A 21296-nucleotide genomic window follows, 5' to 3' on the forward strand; every position below is an offset into this window, starting at 1 on the left:
CTGCGACGCGCTGCTGGGCTGCGAGGCGGGGACGCCGCCGAGCCTGGGTGACGGGATCGGGTGCACGGTGGATAGCTGCGACGAGGCGACCGACACCATCGTCCACACGCCGGACGACACGGTCTGCGACGACACCCTCTTCTGCAATGGCGCGGAGACCTGCGACGCGGCCCTGGGCTGCCAGTCCGGGACGGCGCCGGTCGTCAACGACGGGGTCGCCTGCACGGTGGACAGCTGCGACGAGGCCGCCGACACGGTGGTGCACGCGCCGAACGACGCGGCCTGCGACGACAGCCTCTTCTGCAACGGGGCGGAGACCTGCGATGCGCTGCTGGACTGCCGGGCCGGGACGGCACCGAGCATCGACGACGGGGTCGGCTGCACGGTCGACACCTGCAACGAAGCCACCGACAGCATCGTGAACACGCCGGACGACACGGCCTGCGACGACACCCTCTTCTGCAACGGGTCGGAGACCTGCGACGCGGCCCTGGACTGCCAGCCCGGCACGGCGCCGAGCACCGACGACGGGGTCGCCTGCACGGTGGACAGCTGCGACGAGGCCGCCGACACCGTGGTGCACGCGCCGGACGACACGGCCTGCGACGACACCCTCTTCTGCAACGGCGCGGAGACCTGCAACGCGGTCGCGGGCTGCCAGCCCGGGACGCCGCCCGCCACCGACGATGGGATCGCCTGCACCCTCGACGGCTGCAACGAGGTCACCGACACCGTCTTCAACTCGCCGGACGACACGGCCTGCGACGACACCCTCTTCTGCAGCGGCGCCGAGACCTGCGACGCGGCCCTGGGGTGTCAGCTCGGCAGCGCGCCGAGCATGGACGACGGGGTCGGCTGCACCGTCGACACCTGCGACGAGGCGACCGACAGCGCGGTCAACACGCCGGACGACACGGCCTGCGACGACACCCTCTTCTGCAACGGCGCCGAGACCTGCGATGCGCTGCTGGACTGCCAGGCCGGGACGGCGCCGGCCACCGACGACGGGGTCGGCTGCACGGTGGACAGCTGCAACGAGGTCACCGACAGCATCGTCCACGCGCCGGACGACACGGCCTGCGACGACGCCCTCTTCTGCAACGGGGCGGAGACCTGCGACGCGCTGCTGGACTGCCAGGCCGGAGCCGCCCCGAGCACGAACGACGGCGTCGCCTGCACGATCGACAGCTGCGACGAGGCCACCGACAGCATCGTGAACACACCGGACGACACGGTCTGCGACGACACCCTCTTCTGCAATGGCGCAGAGACCTGCGATGCGGCCCTGGGCTGCCAGTCCGGGACGGCGCCGGTCGTCAACGACGGGGTCGGCTGCACGGTGGACAGCTGCGACGAGGCCACCGACAGCATCGTGAACACGCCGGACGACACGGCCTGCGACGACGCCCTCTTCTGCAACGGGGCGGAGACCTGCGACGCGCTGCTGGACTGCCAGTCCGGGACGGCGCCGGCCACCGACGACGGGGTCGGCTGCACGGTGGACAGCTGCGACGAGGCGACCGACAGCATCGTCAACACGCCGGACGACACGGCCTGCGACGACAGCCTCTTCTGCAACGGCGCCGAGACCTGCGACGCGCTGCTGGATTGCCAGGCCGGGACGGCGCCGGTCATCGACGACGGGGTCGGCTGCACGGTGGACAGCTGCGACGAGGCGACCGACAGCATCGTCAACACGCCGGACGACACGGCCTGCGACGACACCCTCTACTGCAACGGCGTGGAGACCTGTGATGCGGCCCTGGACTGCCAGGCCGGCACCCCGCCGAGCATGGACGACGGTGTCTCCTGCACGGTCGACACCTGCGACGAGGCGACCGACAGCGCGGTCCACACGCCCGACGACGGGGCCTGCGACGACGGGCTCTTCTGCACCGGCACCGAGACCTGTGATGCGGTCCTCGACTGCCAGGCCGGCACGCCGCCGGTCTGCAACGACTCGGATAGCTGCACCACCGACCTCTGCAGCGGCGTCACCGACAGCTGCGAGTACACGACCCTGACCATCGATCCCGCCTCGACGGTGACGGCCTCCTCGACCTGCCTCACCCTGAACAGCGGGGCCTGGGCGACCGTCTTCGTCGACCTGCGCGACAGCGCCGGTGTGCCGATCTCCGGCGCCACCCTCACGCCGCGCGTCTCGGCGGGTGAGCCCATCAGCTGGAGCACGGCGATGGCCGAGTCGGCCGCGATGCCGGGCATCTACTGGGGCACCTTCTCCGAGCCGGGCGCCGGCGCCTCCACCGCCATCGAGATCGACTTCGACGCCTGCAGTCAGACCGGCACCCTCGCCGGCTCGGTCACCGTCACCTATGGCACCGAGAACACCAGCGTCGGCGGCACCGGCGGCTGCGCCGGCCCCGACGGCAACCTGCGGGTGCGGGTCCTCCGGGCCGAGGACGACACCCCGCTGGTGAACGCCAACGTGATCGTCGGCACCGCGGCGGGCACGCCCTTCGTCACCGACCCCGAGGTCTTCCTCGTCGGCGGAGCGCCGAACGTCAGCAACGTGGGCGTCACCGTCGGCCCGGATGGCTACGTCACCTTCGCCGACCTCGGGACCGCCCTCGACGGCCCGATCACGGTCACCGCCGGCCAGCCCACCGGGGCGACCACCGAGCGGGCCTACTTCACCTTCGCCGATGTGAGCGCGGCGGACCTGGTCATCCCGCTCACGGAGACCGATCCCACCATCCCGACCGTCCGGCTCGACCTCGGTACGGCGTCCAACTTCAGCGCCACGGGCTCCACCAGCGACCTCCAGGGTGGCCTGGTGCTGCCGCAGGTCACGATGACCGAGGTGACCTCGCTCTCCCTCGCCAGCCTCCTCGAGCCGAACCGCTGTGTGGATCTGCCGGGCGGCAACCCGCCGCTGGCCATGCCGGAGAACCTCTGGGTCCCCGAGCAGTGCATGGCCTTCTTCTGTCTGGCGCGCATCTACGAGCACGAGTGGGCGGTGACCCTGCCCCAGAACCACCGGATGAGCATGGTGCAGGGCACCTTGCCCAGCTCGGTGGCGCAGAACATGTGCGAGTGGAGCGAGCTGCTCCAGGGCTTCAGCCTCGACCCGGCCGTCCGGACCGGCATCGGCTTCGTGCCTTCGGCCGACACGGGCAGCAGCAGCTCGGGCTACACGGTTCCGCTGAACCGCAACGGCTACGTCCACACGCTGAACCTGACGACCGCGAACCGGCCCGCGAACACGGACGTCTTCGCCGCGGTCTTCGGGGATCACGCGGGCTCGAACGGCCTGGGACCCAACTACGTGAACGGCTTCCGGTTCCAGCGCTACGACTCGAGCCCCGGGAGCGTCGGCGTCCTCTACGCCGTCGACGCCGCCTCGACTCCCGATCTTCCGCTGCCGCTGACCGGCGACCCGGCCACGGCCTACTACTGGGCCGCGGCCATCGCCACCTACTTCGACGCGGCGACCTCGCGACCGGCTGGCTTCGTCCCGCCCCTCACCGCGGAGAACGGCGCCAGCACCGTCCTCTGGCGTGACAATGGCTCCGGGGGATCGCCGATCAGCATCACCGGAAACTCCACCTGGACGGCGGACGACTTCCTGGGCATCGCCAAGGTCGCGGCCGATCCCACCAACAAGACCTTCTACTGGGATGACGTGGCCAGCACCCGGACCCCGCACCTCTCGGTCCACGAGCTCTACCGGGAGAAGGACACCTACCGGGATACGGTCATCTACTGCTCTGACGAGAAGGACGTGGTCTCGACCAAGAAGACGGTCGAGTGGGAGGTCTGGCGTCCCTACGGCGTGACCTGCACGGGCCGGACCGGTGGAGAGGTCGTGGACAGCGCCAAGGAGTGCTTCACCCTGCCGACCCTGCCGGCCACCTGGCCGCGGGCCGGCGCGGATGCCGCCGGCGGCAAGTTCGATGGCCTGACGCAGATCTCGGGTGGTGGCGAGGCCTGCACTGGCGCCGGCGACTGCGGCATCAACAACGACGCCTGCGAGCTCTTCGGCGGCCGCTGCGCCCAGCAGACCCACAAGGCCTGCACCGTGGACGCGGACTGCGGCGACTGCATGACCGGCGATGTCTGCACCGGCGTGATGCAGGTCTGCGTCGACGCCACCACGGCCAACTCCTCGATCGAGAAGGCCTACTGGGGCATGCGGGTCGACTCCCTTGGCTTGGCGAGCGGATTCGACTTCAATGCCTTCGACCTGCCGGAGCGCTCGATCGGGATGACCCACGAATCGAGCAACTTCTTCCCGCTCAATCGGTAACCACGATCGGTAGACCAATGAAGAACCGCGATATGCGTCGCTGGGGCCGGACCCTGTCCGGGCTGTTCGCGCTCACCCTCCTGACGGTCACGGCCTGCCCGGAGCCGCCCGCCGAGAACCAGATCCCGGTGGCGGACGCCGGCGGCGACCAGACGGTCCCCTGGGGTCAGACGGTGGTCCTCCAGGGCAGCTGCACCGATCCCGACCCCCTGGACGCCGAGTCCCTGACCTACGCCTGGCGCCTGGAGAGCTCTCCGGTGGGCTCGGCGATCACCCCGGCCACCCCGGACGCGATCCGGGGGCGGGACGGCCCCGACGCCTTCTTCGACGCCGACGTGGAGGGGGACTACATCCTCTCCCTGGAGTGCACCGACCCGCAGGGGGCGAAGAGCGCGCTCTCCACGGTGGTCGCCACCGTCCTGCCGCGGCCGCCGAACCAGGACCCGAGCGTGGACGCCGGGCCGGACGCCACCCTCGAGGTGGGCGCGACCGTCAACCTGTCGGCCAGCGGCTCGGATCCGGACGGCGACGGCCTGACCTTCGCCTGGAGCGTCGCCTCGGCGCCGACGGGCGCGACCGTGGGCACCGCCGACATCGTGAACGCCGACTCCGACACGGCCTCGATCGTCCCGGACCTCGAGGGGGCCTGGACCTTCGAGGTGAGCGTCGCGGACGGCCGGGGCGGCACCGCCACCGATCAGGTCGTGGTCACCCTCACCACCGTCGAGAACCTCAACGGCAGCCTGACGATCACCGCCCTGGACGCCGCGAGCCTCACCGGCCTCGAGGGCGCCGAGGTCTGGATCGACGATCGCAAGCTCGCCGGGACCACCAATGCCAGCGGCCAGTTCACCGAGACCGACGCCGCCCTGGTCGGCCCGGTGACCGTCACCGTGGCCCTGCCCGCCACCGTGAGCTGGGATCACGACGGCGACCCGGCGACCCCCGGGCTCACCCGCCCGAGCCACCGGATGGTGAGCGTCACCGGCGTGGACCGCCCGGAGATCTCGGTCGTCCTGCCGCTGACCGAGGCCGGGACCTGGGCCGCCGGCCGCGGCCGGGTGGTGGGGGCCGTCCCCGCCGGCCGCTTCGACGCCCTGCCGGCGATCCGCCCCTTCTTCAGCCTGGCCGGGGGCCGCATCTCCGGACAGCTGAAGCTGGTGCTGGTGATGCCGCTGATCCCCCGCGCCGAGCTGACCACGCTCCACCCGGGGCAGTTCTTCGCCCCCTCGCCGACCCCGGCCGTGCCCCTGCCGGGCAACATGACCACCGACGACTCGTTCCTCAACGACAACGCAACCCTCTTCGACCGCCTGCCCGGGCCCAACGGGGAGCCTCCCTTCACGCTCCTCGAGATGGACCTGCCCGCCGGGCCGCAGCGGCTCTTCGTCGTCGAGGGCATCGCGACCGTCGACATGCAGCGCCTGCTGCCTCTGCTGGTCTCCGGCGCGGGTGAGGGCTCCCTCGGGCCCGAGCTGGGCATCGTCATGGGCGCCATCGACCTGACCACCCTCTCGGTCGGCATGATCGCGGTCGACGTGCCCGCGGGCGGCGAGGTCGACATCAGCGCGCTCCTGGCCGACGAGGGCTCCTGGGTGGCCCAGCAGGACGTCAGCGTGACCTCGGCCCAGGAGATCGAGGACCTCTGCGACGAGAGCGGGGCCTGCCTGGCCCTGGAGCGCCTCCGGATCTTCCCCGACACCTCGATCGAGCTCGCGGTGGGCAGCCTGCCCGCCGACGCCCGGGTCGCCTCCGCGCTCCCTTCGACCTCGCCCTTCGAGATCTTCTGCATGCCGGCCGGCGGTGGCAACCCCACCCACTGCGACCCGCTCCAGATGGTCGACGTCGCCGTCCCCGGCGACACCTCGACCGACGTCCCCTTCGCGGTGAACATCGCGCTGCTGGAGATCCCCGTGGGCCACGCCCTGGCGCCCTCGGGTGGGCTGGCCCTCACCGGCTACCGCTTCGCGCGGGCGCCGGGCCTCGACCAGCCCATCTCCGAGTTCGCCGTGCCGCCCCTCACCGGCGCCTTCGCCGGCCTCTCCTACGCCGTCTCCACGACCGCGACCCGGCGCGCCAGCAGCCGGGACTACGACGGGGCCTTCTTCTTCCAGCCCGGCGCCAGCGTGGCCGCCGCGCTGCGGCTCTCGCCGGGCGCCCAGATCGACTTCGACTCGACCGGCACCCTGGACGCCTTCCCCTCGCTGGCCGGCGCCGCGCCCCTGCCGGTGGAGGTCCTCTTCGACGTGGAGGACAACACCATCGACCCACCCGTCGTGACCTCGGCCCAGGCGATGATCACCGGCGGCGGGAACGCCTCGGCGGGCTTCGACCTGCCGGCCACCTTGAGCGGCACCTTCGCGGCCGGCGACGACTTCCGCTCGCTCCTCCTCTCCTCGGTGGATCGCAGCCTCGCCGGTGTGGACGGCACCCCGGTGACCACCGGCCTCTGGGAGGTCCACTACGCGCCCACCGTCTCCGACTTCACCCTGCCGACGCTCCCGGCGGCCGACCGGCCCCTCGGGAGCGGCGCCGAGGTGTGGATCGAGGCCTCGGGCTGGAAGGTGGCCGGCGCCTACAGCTACCGTGCGCCCGATCCGGAGCTGCAGACCCGGCGGCGGGTCGCCGCGGTGCGCGACACCTTCGCCTACCGGATGCCGTGAGCGAGGCGCCCGGCGAGGGCCAGGCCTCCGCCCCCGGGGCGGAGGCGACCGCCCGCGCGCCCTGGCCCCGGCCGGTCTTCACCGGCCTCTGGGTCTGGGCGGCCGCGGTGGGCGTGCTCCTCCTCTGCCGCTTCGTCCTCGGGCCGCTGATCCCCTTCCTCGCCGCCAACCTCAAGGCGGTGGCGGTGCTGGTCTTCCTCTACCTGCCGGTCTGGCTCATGGGCCGCCGGGGAGAACGCCTGCGGGACTACGGCCTGCGCTTCGATCGCTGGAAGAGCGATCTGCTCTGGGCCGGCGGCACCCTCCTGGTGGTCTATCCGCCCTTCATCCTCCTCTTCTGGGGCTTCCTCGAGGTGCTGCCGCTGCTCGGCGACCCCTGGGCGTCCTGGCTCGCCCCCTACGGGGATCTCTCCACCCTCCGCCCCGCCTTCCGGCTCCCCGACGACTTCCTGCTCCTCGCGGGCACCCACCTGATCGTGGTGGCCTTCCCGGAGGAGCTCTTCTACCGGGGCTTCCTCTGGGCTCGCCTCGCCGAGGGGCTCGGCAGCGGGGAGGGGGAGGGGAGTGACCTGCGGGGGCTGCGCCTCCTGGGTGTGGTGGTGGGCCCGGCCTTCCTGCTGACGGCCCTGCTCTTCGCCCTCGGGCACCTGACCGAGCCCTACCCCTGGCGGCTGGCGGTCTTCTTCCCGGCGCTGCTCTTTGGCTGGCTGCGCCTGCGATCCGGCGGGCTCCTCGCGCCCATCCTGGTGCACGGCTTCTCCAATCTCTTCATGGCCACCCTGGAGGCCTCCTTCCTGGGAGGCTAGCCGGGGCGAAAAACTCGATCCCGCAGGCCGGAAGTTTGTTGTATGAGCGGGGGATGGCCAATCCCACCGCCAAGCGCCGCTGGCATCTCGACGATGCCCTCTCGACCTACCAGCTCGATCGCTGGGGCATGGGCTACTTCGGTGTCAGCGAGAACGGCACCGTCCAGGTGCTGCCCCGCAAGGAGGGCCATAGTCCCATCGACCTGCAGTCGCTGGTCGAGGAGGTGCGCCGGCGGGGCATCGCGCCGCCCCTCCTGCTGCGCTTCCCCGACCTGGTCGAGGCCCGGATCGACGAGCTCCACAACGCCTTCGCGGCCGCCATCAAGGAGTATGGCTACGGGGGCGGCTACCGGGGCGTGTACCCGATCAAGGTCAACCAGGACCGCTGGGTGGTGGACCCGATCGTCTCTGGCTCCGCCGATCACCTCTACGGCCTCGAGGCCGGCACCAAGCCCGAGCTGCTCGCGGTGATGGCCCTGGCGCGCGCCGACGACGCCCTCGTCATCTGCAACGGCTACAAGGACGAGGAGTACGTCGACGCGGCGCTCCTCTGCCAGCGCCTCGGCCGGCAGGTCTTCCTCGTCCTGGAGAAGGAGAGCGAGCTGGACCTGGTGGTCGCCCGGGCCCGGGCCATGAAGGTCAAGCCCAACCTGGGGGTGCGCGTCCGCCTCTCCTCCCGGGGCGCCGGCAAGTGGAAGCAGTCGGCCGGCGACCGGGCGAAGTTCGGCCTCTCCGCCGACGAGGTGGTGCGCGCCGTGAAGCGCCTGAAGGAGGAGGACCTCTTCGACTGCCTGAAGATGGTCCACTTCCACCTGGGCTCTCAGGTCTCGGCCATCCGCAGCCTCAAGGACGCCCTGGCCGAGGCGACGCGCTTCTACGTCGAGCTCACGGCGATGGGGGCGCCCCTGAAGTACCTCGACGTGGGTGGCGGCCTGGGCATCGACTACGACGGCAGCGGCTCGAGCTGGGCCGCCTCGGTCAACTACTCCCTGCAGGAGTACGCGAACGACGTCGTCTACTACACCGCCCAGGCCTGCGACGAGGCCGAGGTGGCGCACCCCACGCTGGTGACCGAGTCCGGGCGGGCGGTGGTCGCCCCCCACGCGGTGCTGATCACCGAGGTGCTGGGCGTGACCTCCTTCGTCCCCGAGGGCGAGCTGGAGGTCCCCGAGGACCACGACAACGTGGTGGTCCGCACCCTCTCCGAGCTCTACCGCGAGGTGAGCCGCAAGAACTTCCTCGAGGTCTACCACGACGCTCTCTACAACAAGGAGCAGGTGCTCACTCTCTTCTCGCTGGGGCACCTCTCTCTCGAGGAGCGGGTGATCGCCGAGCGGCTCTACTGGGCGCTCTGCGGGAAGATCCTCACCATCGCCCGCGGCGAGCCCGAGTTCCCCGAGGAGCTCGAGAGCCTCGACGCCGCCCTGGCCGACATCTACTACTGCAACTTCTCGCTCTTCCAGTCGCTGCCCGACGCCTGGGCCGTGGATCAGCTCTTCCCGGTCCTGCCCATCCACCGGCTGGGCGAGTCCCCGGACCGCCGGGTCGTGCTCGCCGACGTCACCTGCGACTCGGACGGCAAGCTGACCCGCTTCATCGGCGGCCGCGACGTCGAGGACGTCCTGCCGGTGCACGCGCTGGGGGACGAGCCCTACTACCTCGGGGTCTTCCTCGTCGGCGCCTACCAGGAGAGCCTGGGCGACCTGCACAACCTCTTCGGCAAGATCAACGCGCTCAACGTGCGCTCCTCCGAGACCGGCTACCGGATCGAGCACGTCGAGGCGGGCGACACCGTCCTCGAGGTGCTGCGGGTGGCCGGCTACAGCCGCAACCAGCTCGTCTCGCGCCTGCGCATGGCGGCCGAGGACGCCATCGACGAGGGAAGGATGAGCCTGGACGACTCGCGGGAGATCCTGAGCTTCTACGAGGCGGGCCTCAACGGCTACACCTACCTCGAGCGCGATACCGAATAGGCGGCGCGCTGATGCGCTGATGGGGTCAGACCCCGACAATTGACACTTGTCCTGTGTACGGGGAGGCGCCGGAGCCTACGGGGTCAATCTCGTCCCGTATGACAAGTGTCAATTGTCAGGGTCTGACCCCAGCCGCACCAGCCGCAGGGCCTGGTGCTCGGGGAAGGGGATGAGGGCGAAGTCGTCCCTCACGCTCCGCCAGGCCTCGCCCACCTCCCGGATGTCCGCCTCGGCGATCACCCCGAGCTTCACCGAGTCCGCCAGGTAGGGGACGCGCAGCGGATCGACGCCCATGATCCGGGCGCAGGTCGCGTCGACCGCGCGCAGGTCCGAGCCGACGACCAGCAGGCCGGCGGGCTTGGGATCACCGGCCAGGGGGCCGTCTCCCTCCATCCCCACGATCCCGTCGACGATGGCGAGGTCGGGGCCGATGGTGGTCGCGATGTCCACGGTCGCGTCGTGGAGCCCGACGTGGTGGAGGATGTTCTTCGGCCAGCCGTAGATGCAGCCCGGCATCATGCCGAAGAGGTTCTTCATCGAGAGGGTGACCCCGGCCCAGTGGTGGCACTTCATCTTGGCCACCGAGACGATGTAGTCGACCTCGCTGACCACCGCGGGGAGGACCAGGGAGGAGAGGCGGGTCAGGCCCCCGGCGTTGGGCATCCGGGGGCCGGGCTCGTAGTTGAGGTCCCGGAAGGGGATCCGATCCTCGCGCAGGACCTCGCCGACCCCGGTGGCCTCGAGGATCTCGTGGGTGTCCCGGCGGTTGGCCGGCCCCTCCGCCACCAGCACGCTGGCGGCGCCGAGCTTGAGGAAGACCTCGGCGGCGGCGCGGATCACCTCGGGGTGGGTGTTCACGTGGAGCTGCCCCTGGTTGGTGTCCACCAGGTTGGGCTTGAGCAGGACCCGGCGTCCGCCGATCTGCTCGCGGCCCACGCCGGCCTCGGCGAGGCCCCGGCGCAGGAGGTCGGCCAGGTCCACCGAGTAGTCCTTCGCCTTGCCGACGAAGACCCTCGAGCGGCTCGCGCCGAGCGAGCGCTTCAGCAGGCTGCCGCCCACCGCGGCGCCCACGCCCGCGGCGAGGGTCGCGCCCAGCAGCTTGCGGCGGCTCAAGGTGCCCGGCCCCTGGCTCATGGCAGGACCTCCGGGCCCTCGAGGGACAGGATCAGCTGGGCCAGGTGGGCGCCGTCCACGGGTCCCAGCGCGCGCTGACGGGAGAGCGCGGCCTCGAGCTCCGCCGGATCGGCCGCCGCCTCCCCCCAGGCCGCCAGCCCGAGCCACCGCCAGGCCAGCGAGAGCGGCGTGCTCGCCCCGGCGGTCCGCAGCCAGGTCAGGGCCGCCTCGATCCGCTCGTCGCGCGGCGTCCCCTGCAGGGAGAGCAGGACCAGGCCGGTGGAGGCGACGACCGAGCGGAAGCGCTTCCCGAGCACCTCCACGTTGCCGTGGTTCCAGCCCTCGCCGGGGAGCTGACGATCGAAGAGGAGCGCGCGGGCCGCCGCCGCCCGGGGGTGCTCGCCGCGGCCGCAGCGCGCCAGCGCCAGGAGGGCGAGGGCGGTGGGCTCCACCCAGGCGGCGCTCCCCTCGATCCAGGGCCAGCCCACCAGATCCGTGTCGTGGGAGACCGGGGTCTTCGCGGTGCGAGGGTGGTGGACGCCCTCGTGGCCGGTCAGGAAGTCGAGCGCCCGCTCCCGGCGCTCGCGCTGGGGCTCCCCGCCCCGGGCGAAGGCCAGGGCGGCGAGCGCGGTGGTCCAGCAGGCCTCGGACGCGTCGGGCCGGGCGGGCACCCGGCCGTCCTCCAGCTGGGCGGCGGCCAGCAGGCCGTGGGCCTTGCCCAGGAGGGCGGCCTCGCTCTCCTCGGCCACCAGCGCGGCCCACGCCGTGGCGTCCAGGCGGGGCGGCTGCCCCGGGCGCGGCGGCAGGCCCAGGGGGGTCCAGCGCTCACGCAGCTCCTCCCGCAGGCGGGAGAGGAGGGGCGGCGAGGCGGGAGAGGGCGTGGCCATCGAGATCTACTATGCGTCCGGAAGCCGGCCCGAGCCCAGCGCCTCGGCCACCGCGTCCAGCAGGCGCGCCCGCGGTACCGGCTTGCCGAGCACCTCGCGAGCGCCCAGGGCCCGGGAGCGCTCGCGGTGGGTGTCGCCGGTGCGGGAGGTGATCACCAGCACCGGCAGCCCGGCGAGGCCGGGATCCCGGCGCAGCTCCTCCATCAGCTCGAAGCCGTGCAGGACGGGCATCTCGAGATCCGTGAGGATCAGATCGGGGGCGCTCGCCCGCGCCTCGGCCAGGGCGTCGGCGCCGTCGACCGCGCAGCGCACCTGGTAGCCCGCCGCGCGCAGGGTCTTCTCCAGGTGACGGCGCACGGAGAGGGAGTCGTCGACCACCAGCACCTCCGGCGCGCGGGGCAGGGCGGGCCCCAGCTCGGAGGCGGGGAGGAGGCGCGCGCCGAGGGAGGCCGAGAGCAGGCTGGAGACGTCCATCACCAGGAGCAGGTGTCCGTCGCCCGCCAGCACCGCCGAGGAGTAGAGGGGCAGCTGGCCCAGGATGGGACCCAGGGGCTGGAGGAGGCCCTCGCTGCGCCCCACCAGGCGGTCCACGATCACCGCGGCGTTGCTCTCGCCGTGACCGACGATGACCACCGGCCGCCGGCGGGGCCCGCTGCTCTCGCGGGGCGGCAGGTGGAGGATCTCCCGGGGGTCCACCGTGCGCAGCTCGTCGCTCTCCCAGCGCAGGCGGCGCTTGCCCTGCAGCTCCCGGCGATCGACGAGCATCGTCTCCCGGACGGCGGCCAGGGGCAGCGCGAGGCGGTGGCCGCCCGTCTCGACCTCGAGGACCGGGAGGATGGCCACGCTGGCGGGCACCCGCAGCAGGAAGCGGGTGCCGCCTCCCTCGACCGGCGCCACCGAGATGACCCCGCCCAGGCTGGCGACCCGGTGCGCGACGGCGTCGAGCCCCACCCCCCGGCCCGCCAGGGCGTCGGCCTCCTGCCGGGTCGAGAAGCCCGGCGTGAAGATCAGATCGCAGGCCCGGGCGTCGCTCAGGGAGGCGGCCTCCTCGGCCGGGAGCAGGCCCCGGCTCACCGCCGCCTCACGCAGGCGGGCGGGCTCGAGGCCGCGGCCGTCGTCCACCACCTCGAGCAACACGGTCGGGCCCTCGCCGCGGGCCAGGAGGCGCAGGTGGCCGGCCGGCGCCTTGCCCGCCGCCACGCGCTCGGCTGGTGCCTCGATGCCGTGAGCGATCGCGTTGCGGGTGAGGTGGAGGAGGGGATCGGCGAGGGCCTCGGCGACCGCCCGATCGAGCTCGGCCTCGCCCCCGTCGAGCTCGATCTCCACCTGCTTGCCCTCCTGGGCGGCCCACTCCCGCACGGGGGCGAGGAAGCGGCGCAGCAGCTCCTCCATCGGGATGAAGCGCAGGTGGGTGAGCCCGTCCTGGTAGTCGGCGGCCAGGCGGCTGACCTCCTCCAGGTCGCTCTCCACCTCGCGGGAGAGGCGCAGGAGCGCGGCGACCGACTCCCCCAGCTCGTGATCGAGGGCCGCGAGATCCCGGGCGAGGATGTCGGCCTCGTCGTAGCGCTCGACCCCGGCCTCGGCCTCCTCGTCGGTGGGCTCCGGAGGCAGGGCGAGGGAGACGGGGCGGGAGACCAGGTACTCGTCGACCCGGGTCCAGAGGCTGCGCCGGCGGCTGCCGATGCGCAAGGAGAGCTCCCGCAGGCGGCCGCCCGCATCGCTGAGGCGGCTGCGGGCCGCCAGCAGCTCGCCCCCGCGGAGGAGCAGCTGATCGAGCTTGCCCGAGGGCACGCGGAGGGAGGCTCCCACCGGTGCGGCCGGGGCCGCGGGCGCGGGAGAGGGGGGCGGCGCCTCGGCGGGGGCGCCCGGCAGGCTCCGCTCCAGCTCGGCCAGGCGCACGGCCAGGGCCTCGATCTCGGCTGCTGCCGGCGCCGCGCCGCTCTCCCGGAAGCGGCCGAGGGTCTCCTCGAGGCCGTGGCAGAGCGCCTGGGTCTCCCGCCGGCCGGCGGTCCCGGCGGCGCCCTTGAGGGTGTGCACGGCCCGGAAGAAGTGGCGGATGGCCTCGGTGGCCTCGCTGGCGAGCCCCGTCCGCAGCCCGGCGAGGGCCTCGCGGGCGGTGGCGAGGTGCCCCTGGGCCTCCTCCAGGAAGAGGGCCTCGAGCTCCCGCACCTCCTCGGCGTCGAGCTCGGCGTGGATCGAGGTGGCCTCCTCGTCCTCCTCCTCGTCGCCCAGATAGGCGCGGGCCGCCGACCTCGCCTCCTCGACGAGGTCCCGGGCCAGCTCGCTCGCCCGCTGCGCCTCCGCCGGATCGGCCAGGCGCTCCAGGCAGGCGCAGAGGCGCAGGGAGAGATCCACCGCGGCCGGCGTCGCCGGCTGCCGGCCGACGCTCAGGTCGGAGAGCAGATCGAGGAAGGCGGTGGCCAGGTGGCTGACGTCCTGCCTGCCGGCGATGAGCGCCGTGGCGGGCAGCCCCTCCAGGGTCTCCCGCGCCCGGGCAGCGGCGCGCTGCCGCTCGGCCGGACGGCTGGCGTCGAGGGCGGCGAAGAGCTCGCCCTGCACCGTGGCGCAGAGGCTGCCCACCTCCTCGCCGAGGGCCTCCGCCAGCTCCGCCACGGGCTCGGAGTCCGGGAGGGAGGACGCGGTGGCCTCGAAGATCTCCGCGCCCACCTCGAAGTCGAGGAGGCAGGCCTCGTTCGCCTCGGCCTTGCCCTCCTCGATGTTGGCGATCATCCGCTCGAGGGAGGTCACCGCGGCGCCGGCGAGCTCCGGCGCCACCAGGGCGTGGTCCCCCGTCGCCTCGCCGATCCGCTCGAAGGCCGCCAGCAGGTACCCCACCAGCACGTGGAGGTGGGAGAAGCCCATCAACCCCGAGACCCCCTTGAGGTTGTGCACGTGGGCCGCCAGCCGCTCCAGCTCCGCCCGCCCGAGGGCCTGCCCCCGATGCGCCGGGGCGAGCAGCTCCCGGATGTGACCCAGGTGATCCCGCGCCTCCTCCAGGAAGGAGTCGAGGAGCTCGGGATCACCTTTCACTCGATGTCACCCTCGGTCTCGTCACCGCGCACGCGTTCGCGCACGCGCTCGCGCTCGGCTTCTCCCGGGTCCCCCTCGTCGTCATCTTCCTTCGTGGAGCCCCCGTGCGCGTGCGCGTGCGCGTGCTCGTGCGCGTGCTCGTGCGCGTGCTCGTGCGCGTCTTCACCCGGAGTCTCCTCGGCCCCCTCGCCGGTCGAGCGCTCCCCGTGGACCCGGCCCAACGCCTCCTCGAACAGCTCCCCGACCCGCGCCCGCGCCATCTCCGCCGCCGCCTCCAGCGCGTCGCGCTCGGGATCCTCTCCCTCCGCGCGCTTCTGGGCGGCCAGCAAGGCCTCCAGCCGGGCCAGCGAGGACTCGATCTCGTCGCGGCGCTCGAGGAGGGTCCGCTTCACCTCCTCGGTGAGCTCGCGCTCCACCTTGAAGGCGGCGATGGCCTCCATCAGCCTTCCCGAGAGGGTCTGCAGCTGCTCCACCGCCTCGGAGGTCAGGCCCACCTGATCGGCGGTCTCGCCCGCGACCCGGCGGATGTCCTCGACCATCTCCACCAGGTGGCCGGTGCCCATGGCGTGCTCCTTGGCCGAGGCGTGGATCTCCTCGATGAGGAGGTTGGAGCGCCCCACCACCTGCCGGATGTCGGCCAGGCTGCGCCCCGCCGAGTCGGCCATCCGCACGCCGCCCTCGACCTTGGTGCGCACGCCCTCCATCGCCTCGGCCAGCTCTCCCACGCCGGCCTGGATGCCGTCGATCAGGCGGGCGATCTCCCGGGCCGAGGAGCTCGAGCGCTCGGCGAGCTTGCGCACCTCCTCGGCCACCACCGCGAAGCCCTTGCCGGCGACGCCGGCCCGCGAGGCCTCGATGGCCGAGTTCAGGGCGAGCATGTTCGTCTGGGCCGAGATGTCCTCGATCAGCTCCACGGCCTGGTTGATCTCCAGCGAGCGATCTCCCAGCTCCTTGAGGCGGCGGGCGGCGAGGGCCACGTCCTGGCGGATGGCGTGCATGCCCTGCACGGTGTCGTCCACGGCGGCGGCCCCCTCCGAGGCGGCATCCGTGGCGCGGCGGGCCGCGTCGAGCGCCGCGTCCGAGGCCTCGGCCACGGTGCGCATCGAGCTGGCCACCACCCGCATGTGCTCGGCGGCGCCGTCGATGCGGGCGCCCTGGAGGGTCGCGCCCTCGTCCACCCGGGCCTGGGCGGCGCGGATCGCCTCGGCGGCGTCGGCGACCTCCTGGGCCGAGTCGCGCACCTCCACCGCCAGACCACCGATCGAGCCCAGCATCTGGTTGAGGGCCTCGCCCACCGAGCCCAGGGCGCCCTCCGTCCGCTCCACCCGCACCGAGAGGTCGCCCTGGCTGGCCCGGGAGACCTGGGCGAGCAAGCTGACGATGCTGGCCTGCAGGCGCTCCTTGTCCTCCTCGGACTGGATCAGGCCGACGATGCGGTCGAGCATGGCGTTCACCGCGCGGGCGAGCTCGCCGAGCTCACCGCTGACCCTCACCGTCGAGCGCTCGTCGTACTCGCCGTCCCGGATGCGCTCGGCCACCCGGGTCAGATCGCGGATCGGGCGCACGACCCGCCGGCTGACCATCACCACCGCCAGCAGCGCCACCGCCAGGGTGAGCAGCCCACCGAAGAGGAGCCCTCGGTCCAGGATCTGCTGCAGCCCGTCGCGCCGGCGGCGGAAGTCCTTCACCATCTCCTCGAGGCGGCCGAGGCGGGCGACCTGCTCCTCCTGCGACTCGCGGATCGCCTCGGGGATCTCCTCGAAGAGCACGCTGCCCGCCCCCGAGAGGGAGAGGCGCAGGGCCAGGAGGTAGGAGGTGCCGCGGATCGGGGTCACCAGCCACATCCAGCGCTCCCCCTCCTCGAAGGTGCGGGTGACCACGGTGCGGCTGCCCGGCAGCCCCGTGGGCTCCGGGGTCGGGGCGGGCGGCTCGGGGCGGGCCTCGCCCTCGCCCTCCCCGGGGCCGGCGGGGGGCGGGGCAGGCGGCCGGGCGAGGTTGATCGCCGAGCGCAGGTTCACGGCCTCCTGCTCGATCAGGGCGGCGAGCTCGGGCAGCACGGCGAGGGGCGTCCCCGGATCGTGCACCTGATGGAGGAGGAGCTTGCGGCTCTCGAAGTCCACGAGGGCCGCCTGGCCCCGGTCGGGCAGGTTGCGGTCGCGGATCTCGATCAGGCTCTTCTGGGCGGCGAGCCGGGCGGCGGTGCGCTCGGCGGCGGGGAGGGCCAGCAGGGCGCGCTCGACGTCCTCGACGAGATCCACCGTGCGCTCCCGCCACTGCAGGCGCAGCGCGCTCTCGAGGGTCTCGTGGGCGCGCTCCATCGCCCGCCCGATCTCCTGCTCCCCCTTGCTCCGCGCGCTGCGGGTGTCGGCCTCGAGGGACTCGAGCTGTCGTCCGAGCTCTCCGAGGTCCTGGCGCACCTGACCGTAGCCGAGGAGGACGATGCCCACCGGTGCGGCGGCCACCAGCACCAGGAAGGTCACCAGGAGGAACTGCACCCGGGCGAAGAGCTGCTGGCCCCCCGGCTCACTGCGTCGCCTGCGTCCCTGGCTCATCGCTCCCGGCTCTCCTTCATCGCTCGGTCTCGTCGAGGGTGGTCCAGCGCCGCACCTCCTCGGTCCAGATCCCGGCCAGCGCTCCCGGGGAGAGCAGCGACCAGCTGCGGCCGTCGGCGCTCACCGCCCCCTGCAGGGGACCGGCAGCGGCCGGCGCGCCGCCCGGGAGGGGCAGGGCCTCCTGGATCCCGTGGGTGGCCTCGATCGGGATGGCCGCGCGCAGCTCGCCCTCCCGCAGGACCAGGACCGACGCGCCCGGGCGCGCCGCCCCCGTGGTGGGCAGGTCCGGGAGGCGCAGGACCGGCAGGACCCGGCCCCGGCGCGAGGTGGCGCCCAGCACCCAGGGTGGGGCGCCCGGCACGGGGGTGACCGAGCCCAGCGCGAAGACCTCCTCGACCGCGCTCACCGGGATGGCCACGGAGACGCCCGCGAGCTCGCAGAGGCAGACCCGCATCAGGGGCACACTCCCTAGCGCTCCGTGCCGAGCAGGCGAGCCGCGGCGGCCGCGAGATCCTCGGGCGAGAAGGGCTTCACCAGGTACTCGTCCGCGCCCTGCCGCTTGCCCCAGATCTGATCCGCCTGCTGATCCTTCGAGGTCACGATGATGATCGGGATGCTGGCGTAGGTCGGATCGCGCTTGAGGTCCCGGCAGAGGGCGAAGCCGTTCTTGCCGGGCATGATCACGTCGAGGATGAGCAGGTCGGGCGGCTCGAGGCGCACCATCCGCTCGGCCTCCTCCCCGTCCACCGCGGTGAGGATGCGGTGCCCGAGGGTGGAGAGGACCTTCTGGAAGATCCGCAGCTCGGTGGGTGAGTCATCGGCGATGAGGATCGTCTTCGACATGGCGTCCGCAGGAGAGAATTCTGCCACAAGAGCCGATCCAAACCCCACCTCATGGCGAGACTCTTCGTCGCCGGGCGTCAGGAGGGGTAGGGTGGACCTCAGCATGGGCGTCGCGCTCTCCCTCTCGATCCTGGCCAGCTTCCTCCTCGGCGGGCTGGTGGCCTTCACCTCCTGGCTGGGGTGGAGGACCGGGCTGAAGCTCGAGCTGGCGCTGCTGGTCTTCACCGGCCTGCTCCTCGCGGGCTTCGTGCTCGAGCGCGGCGCGCGCCGCAAGAAGGCGCCCCTCCTCGCGGCCTGGCCCCTCCTGCTGGCGATCGGCGGCGGCGCGCTCGCCGGGCTCTCCTTCCTCCTCGGGGGCGGGCCGGCGATCTATCCGCCGGTCATCGAGCGCTCGATCGATCTCGGCGCCTGGACCCTCGCCGGGGGCGGCGCCGCCGGGGCGCTGGTGGCGCTGATCTTCGGGGCGCTGGCCACCCGCGAGGGCGGGGCGCTGCGCGCCGCAGCGGGGCTGCTCTGCTGCGGCCTCGGCCTGCTCTCCCTGCAGCCCGCGCTGGCCGCGGCGGGGCAGCCCACGGTGGGCCCCCTGGGGCTGGGGGTGGCCGTGGCGGCGGTGGTAGCCTACCGGCTCACTCGCCGGTCGTGATCCGGACCAGGTTCAGGTCCTGATCCCAGGCCAGGATCTGGCCGTGCTCCAGCTCGTTCCAGCCGGTGGTGTCCGCCACCAGCGTGCTCACGACGACGGTCCGCAGGGCGTCGTGGGAGAGGCGCAGGGGGTGGTTGGCCGGGGTGTCGGCGTCCAGGCCGCAGACCTCGCAGGTCTCGATGGCCCCGAGCTCGGTCCACCAGAGCGGGCGGGCGCCGACCCGGGAGGCCACGAGGGCGCGGCCGTTGGTCGCGACCAGGTCCAGGGTGGAGTGGCCGTCGCCGCTCACCGTGGTGGCCAGGTGCTCGACCCGGGTGATCGTCCGGGAGAGGGCCGCGGCGACGTCGGCGGCCGCCGGGTGGTGGGTCTTGAGCAGATCCGCCTCGGCCAGCTCGGCGAGGAAGACCGCGAAGACGTGCTCGGTGTCCGTGTCACCGGCGATGGCGCGCTGCAGGAAGGAGGGCAGCCCCTCGACCAGGGACGGGCGCAGGTCCCCGAAGCCGGCGACGGTGCCGTCGTGGGCGAAGAGCCAGTTGTGGTGGCGGAAGGGGTGGGTGTTCTCCTCGCGGTAGCCGCCCACCGTGGCGCGCCGCAGGTGGACGATCGCCGCCGGGGCCTTCACCCCCGCGAGGAGCTCGAAGGCGCCGTGCTCGGCGAGGGAGCCCGGCCCCTTCTGCACGAGGGCGTGGCCGTTCGAGACGTAGCCGGCGCCGACCGCCCCCGGCTCCTCCGCGCCCTCCGGCCGGTGGAAGACCGGCTCGAGGAGGCGCAGTCGGCAGGGGAGGAGTCCAGCATCCGACTGCATCAACGCGATCAGCATATCTAGATCCTAGCGTCTGGTAGGGCTCCTTGGCCACCGGTTCCCACGATTGCAGGGCCTCGGGTAGAATCGGTGCCGCTTTTCACCCGAGGGGAGAAGACTGCGTAATGAGCGAAGAAGTAGCGATCGGCATCGATCTTGGCACCTCGAACTCCTGCGTCGCCGTTCTGATCGACGGCCAGCCCTACGTCATCCCGAACGAGTGGGGTGAGCAGACCCACGCCTCGGTCGTCTCCTTCCTCGAGGACGGCACCGTACAGGTGGGCAACGCGGCCAAGCGCGACATCATCACCCGCGCCGACCGTACCGTGTACTCGGCGAAGCGGCTGATCGGCCGCTACTACTTCTCCGACGAGGTGAAGAAGGCCCAGGCGGTGATGCCGTACACGATCGTCGAGGGCGAGAACAACTCGGTGAGGATCCAGATCGGCGAGGACACCTTCGCCGTCCAGGAGATCTCCGCCCTGGTGCTCAAGGAGATGAAGGCCGTGGCCGAGGGCTACCTCGGCCGCCCGGTGAACAAGGCCGTCATCACCGTCCCCGCCTACTTCAACGACAACCAGCGCCAGGCGACCAAGGACGCCGGCACCATCGCCGGCCTCGAGGTGCTGCGGATCATCAACGAGCCCACCGCGGCCGCGCTGGCCTACGGCTTCGGCCGGCAGATCGACCAGCGGGCGGTGATCTACGACCTGGGCGGCGGCACCTTCGACGTCTCGATCCTCGAGATCGGCACGGACGTCTTCGAGGTGCTCTCGACGGCCGGCGACACCTACCTCGGCGGCGACGACTTCGACGACCGGATCATGATGTGGCTGGCCGACTCCTTCCAGCAGAAGCACGGCATCGATCTGCGCCAGAACCGCTACTGCCTGCAGATGCTCAAGGAGGCCTCGGAGCGGGCCAAGATCGACATCTCCAACACCGGCCACGCCCAGATCTTCGTCGAGGGCGTCTGCCAGACCCCCGAGGGGCAGGTGCTCAACCTCGAGACATCCCTCGATCAGGACACCTTCACCACCATGGTGATGGACCTCGTGCAGCGCACCTTCAAGGTCTGCGACGAGGCGCTCCAGGCCGCCCGCCTCACCGCCGGGGACATCGACGCGGTGATCCTCGTCGGCGGGCCCACCCGGCTGCCCATCATCCGCAACTCGGTGATGCACTACTTCCAGAAGGAGCCGATGGAGGGCGTCGACCCCGACGAGGTCGTGGCCCTCGGCGCGGCCATCCAGGGCAACGCCCTCCTCGACGCCCAGACCGACGCCTACCTCCTCGACGTGACCCCGCTCTCGCTGCGCATCGGCACGGTGGGCGGCTACGCCGAGAAGATCATCGACAAGAACACCCCCATCCCCATCGACCGCACCCGGACCTTCACCACCAGCCGGGACGGCCAGGACCGGGTGAACATCAAGATCTACCAGGGGGAGTCGAAGCGGCAGGACGAGTGCGAGGCGCTCGGCCAGTTCGAGTTCTCGGGCTTCCGCATCGGCTACCGGGGCGAGGTCTCCATCGAGGTGACCTTCGAGATCGACACCAACGGCATCCTCCACGTCTTCGCCACCGACGTGGAGACCGGCCAGCAGGCTGCCACGACCATCTCCCTCTCCTCCGGTCTCAACGAGGACGACATCGCGCAGATGGGCGAGCGGGCGGCCGACCTCGAGCTGGCGCGGCACCAGAACTAGGAGAAGCA

General features: G+C 72.3%; 13 protein-coding genes. 6 read left to right on the plus strand and 7 right to left on the minus strand.

Features of this window, described 5'->3' with window-relative positions; all coding sequences use genetic code 11:
* From P1V51_24120 to speA, 4 genes are all read left to right on the plus strand, one after another.
* Positions 1-4267 (plus strand): hypothetical protein (locus P1V51_24120; protein MDF1566140.1); only part of this gene is annotated, 4267 nt, incomplete at its 5' end.
* A gap of 32 nt (positions 4268-4299) precedes the next feature.
* Positions 4300-6930 carry a hypothetical protein gene (locus P1V51_24125; protein MDF1566141.1) on the plus strand — a complete coding sequence of 877 codons (2631 nt, stop codon included), beginning with the start codon at positions 4300-4302 and terminating at the stop codon, positions 6928-6930.
* Complete coding sequence (mrtX, locus tag P1V51_24130) at positions 6927-7736, plus strand: MXAN_2755 family glutamic-type intramembrane protease (GenBank protein ID MDF1566142.1); 810 nt, start codon at positions 6927-6929, stop codon at positions 7734-7736. Before P1V51_24125 ends, mrtX begins: the two co-directional genes overlap by 4 nt.
* A 53-nt stretch (positions 7737-7789) precedes the next feature.
* Positions 7790-9709, plus strand: coding sequence for a biosynthetic arginine decarboxylase (gene speA, locus P1V51_24135; GenBank protein MDF1566143.1), 1920 nt, complete (start codon positions 7790-7792; stop codon positions 9707-9709).
* 108 nt (positions 9710-9817) lie between these two features.
* Here speA and P1V51_24140 read toward each other — a convergent pair whose 3' ends face one another.
* The 6 genes from P1V51_24140 to P1V51_24165 are packed head-to-tail and all read right to left on the minus strand — an operon-like array spanning position 9818 to position 18134.
* Complete coding sequence (locus tag P1V51_24140) at positions 9818-10843, minus strand: DUF362 domain-containing protein (protein MDF1566144.1); 1026 nt, start codon at positions 10841-10843, stop codon at positions 9818-9820.
* Positions 10840-11709 (minus strand): hypothetical protein, encoded by an 870-nt coding sequence (locus P1V51_24145; GenBank protein ID MDF1566145.1) that lies wholly within the window; start codon positions 11707-11709, stop codon positions 10840-10842. Before P1V51_24145 ends, P1V51_24140 begins: the two co-directional genes overlap by 4 nt.
* A gap of 9 nt (positions 11710-11718) precedes the next feature.
* On the minus strand, positions 11719-14739 hold the full coding sequence (locus P1V51_24150) for a response regulator (protein MDF1566146.1): 3021 nt from the start codon (positions 14737-14739) through the stop codon (positions 11719-11721).
* Positions 14736-17291, minus strand: a complete 2556-nt coding sequence (locus P1V51_24155; protein MDF1566147.1) for a methyl-accepting chemotaxis protein — start codon at positions 17289-17291, stop codon at positions 14736-14738. The genes P1V51_24150 and P1V51_24155 overlap by 4 nt, the downstream gene beginning before the upstream one ends.
* 16 nt (positions 17292-17307) lie before the next feature.
* Positions 17308-17745: a chemotaxis protein CheW gene (locus tag P1V51_24160; protein MDF1566148.1), complete on the minus strand. Its 438-nt coding sequence runs from the start codon at positions 17743-17745 to the stop codon at positions 17308-17310.
* Positions 17746-17759: 14 nt separating this feature from the next.
* Positions 17760-18134, minus strand: coding sequence for a response regulator (locus P1V51_24165; GenBank protein ID MDF1566149.1), 375 nt, complete (start codon positions 18132-18134; stop codon positions 17760-17762).
* Positions 18135-18225: 91 nt separating this feature from the next.
* Here P1V51_24165 and P1V51_24170 point away from each other — a divergent pair, with 91 nt between their 5' ends.
* Positions 18226-18777 (plus strand): hypothetical protein, encoded by a 552-nt coding sequence (locus tag P1V51_24170; protein ID MDF1566150.1) that lies wholly within the window; start codon positions 18226-18228, stop codon positions 18775-18777.
* Here the strand turns inward: P1V51_24170 and P1V51_24175 are convergent.
* Positions 18761-19597 (minus strand): class II glutamine amidotransferase, encoded by an 837-nt coding sequence (locus P1V51_24175; GenBank protein ID MDF1566151.1) that lies wholly within the window; start codon positions 19595-19597, stop codon positions 18761-18763. The two genes, P1V51_24170 and P1V51_24175, sit on opposite strands and share 17 nt — an antisense overlap.
* A gap of 107 nt (positions 19598-19704) precedes the next feature.
* Here P1V51_24175 and dnaK point away from each other — a divergent pair, with 107 nt between their 5' ends.
* A complete protein-coding gene (gene dnaK / locus P1V51_24180) occupies positions 19705-21288 on the plus strand; it encodes a molecular chaperone DnaK (protein MDF1566152.1) in 1584 nt (527 codons plus the stop codon).
* The last annotated feature ends 8 nt before the right edge of the window (positions 21289-21296 follow it).

Source organism: Deltaproteobacteria bacterium, assembly GCA_029210625.1.
Classification (GTDB): Bacteria; Myxococcota; Myxococcia; order SLRQ01; family SLRQ01; genus JARGFU01.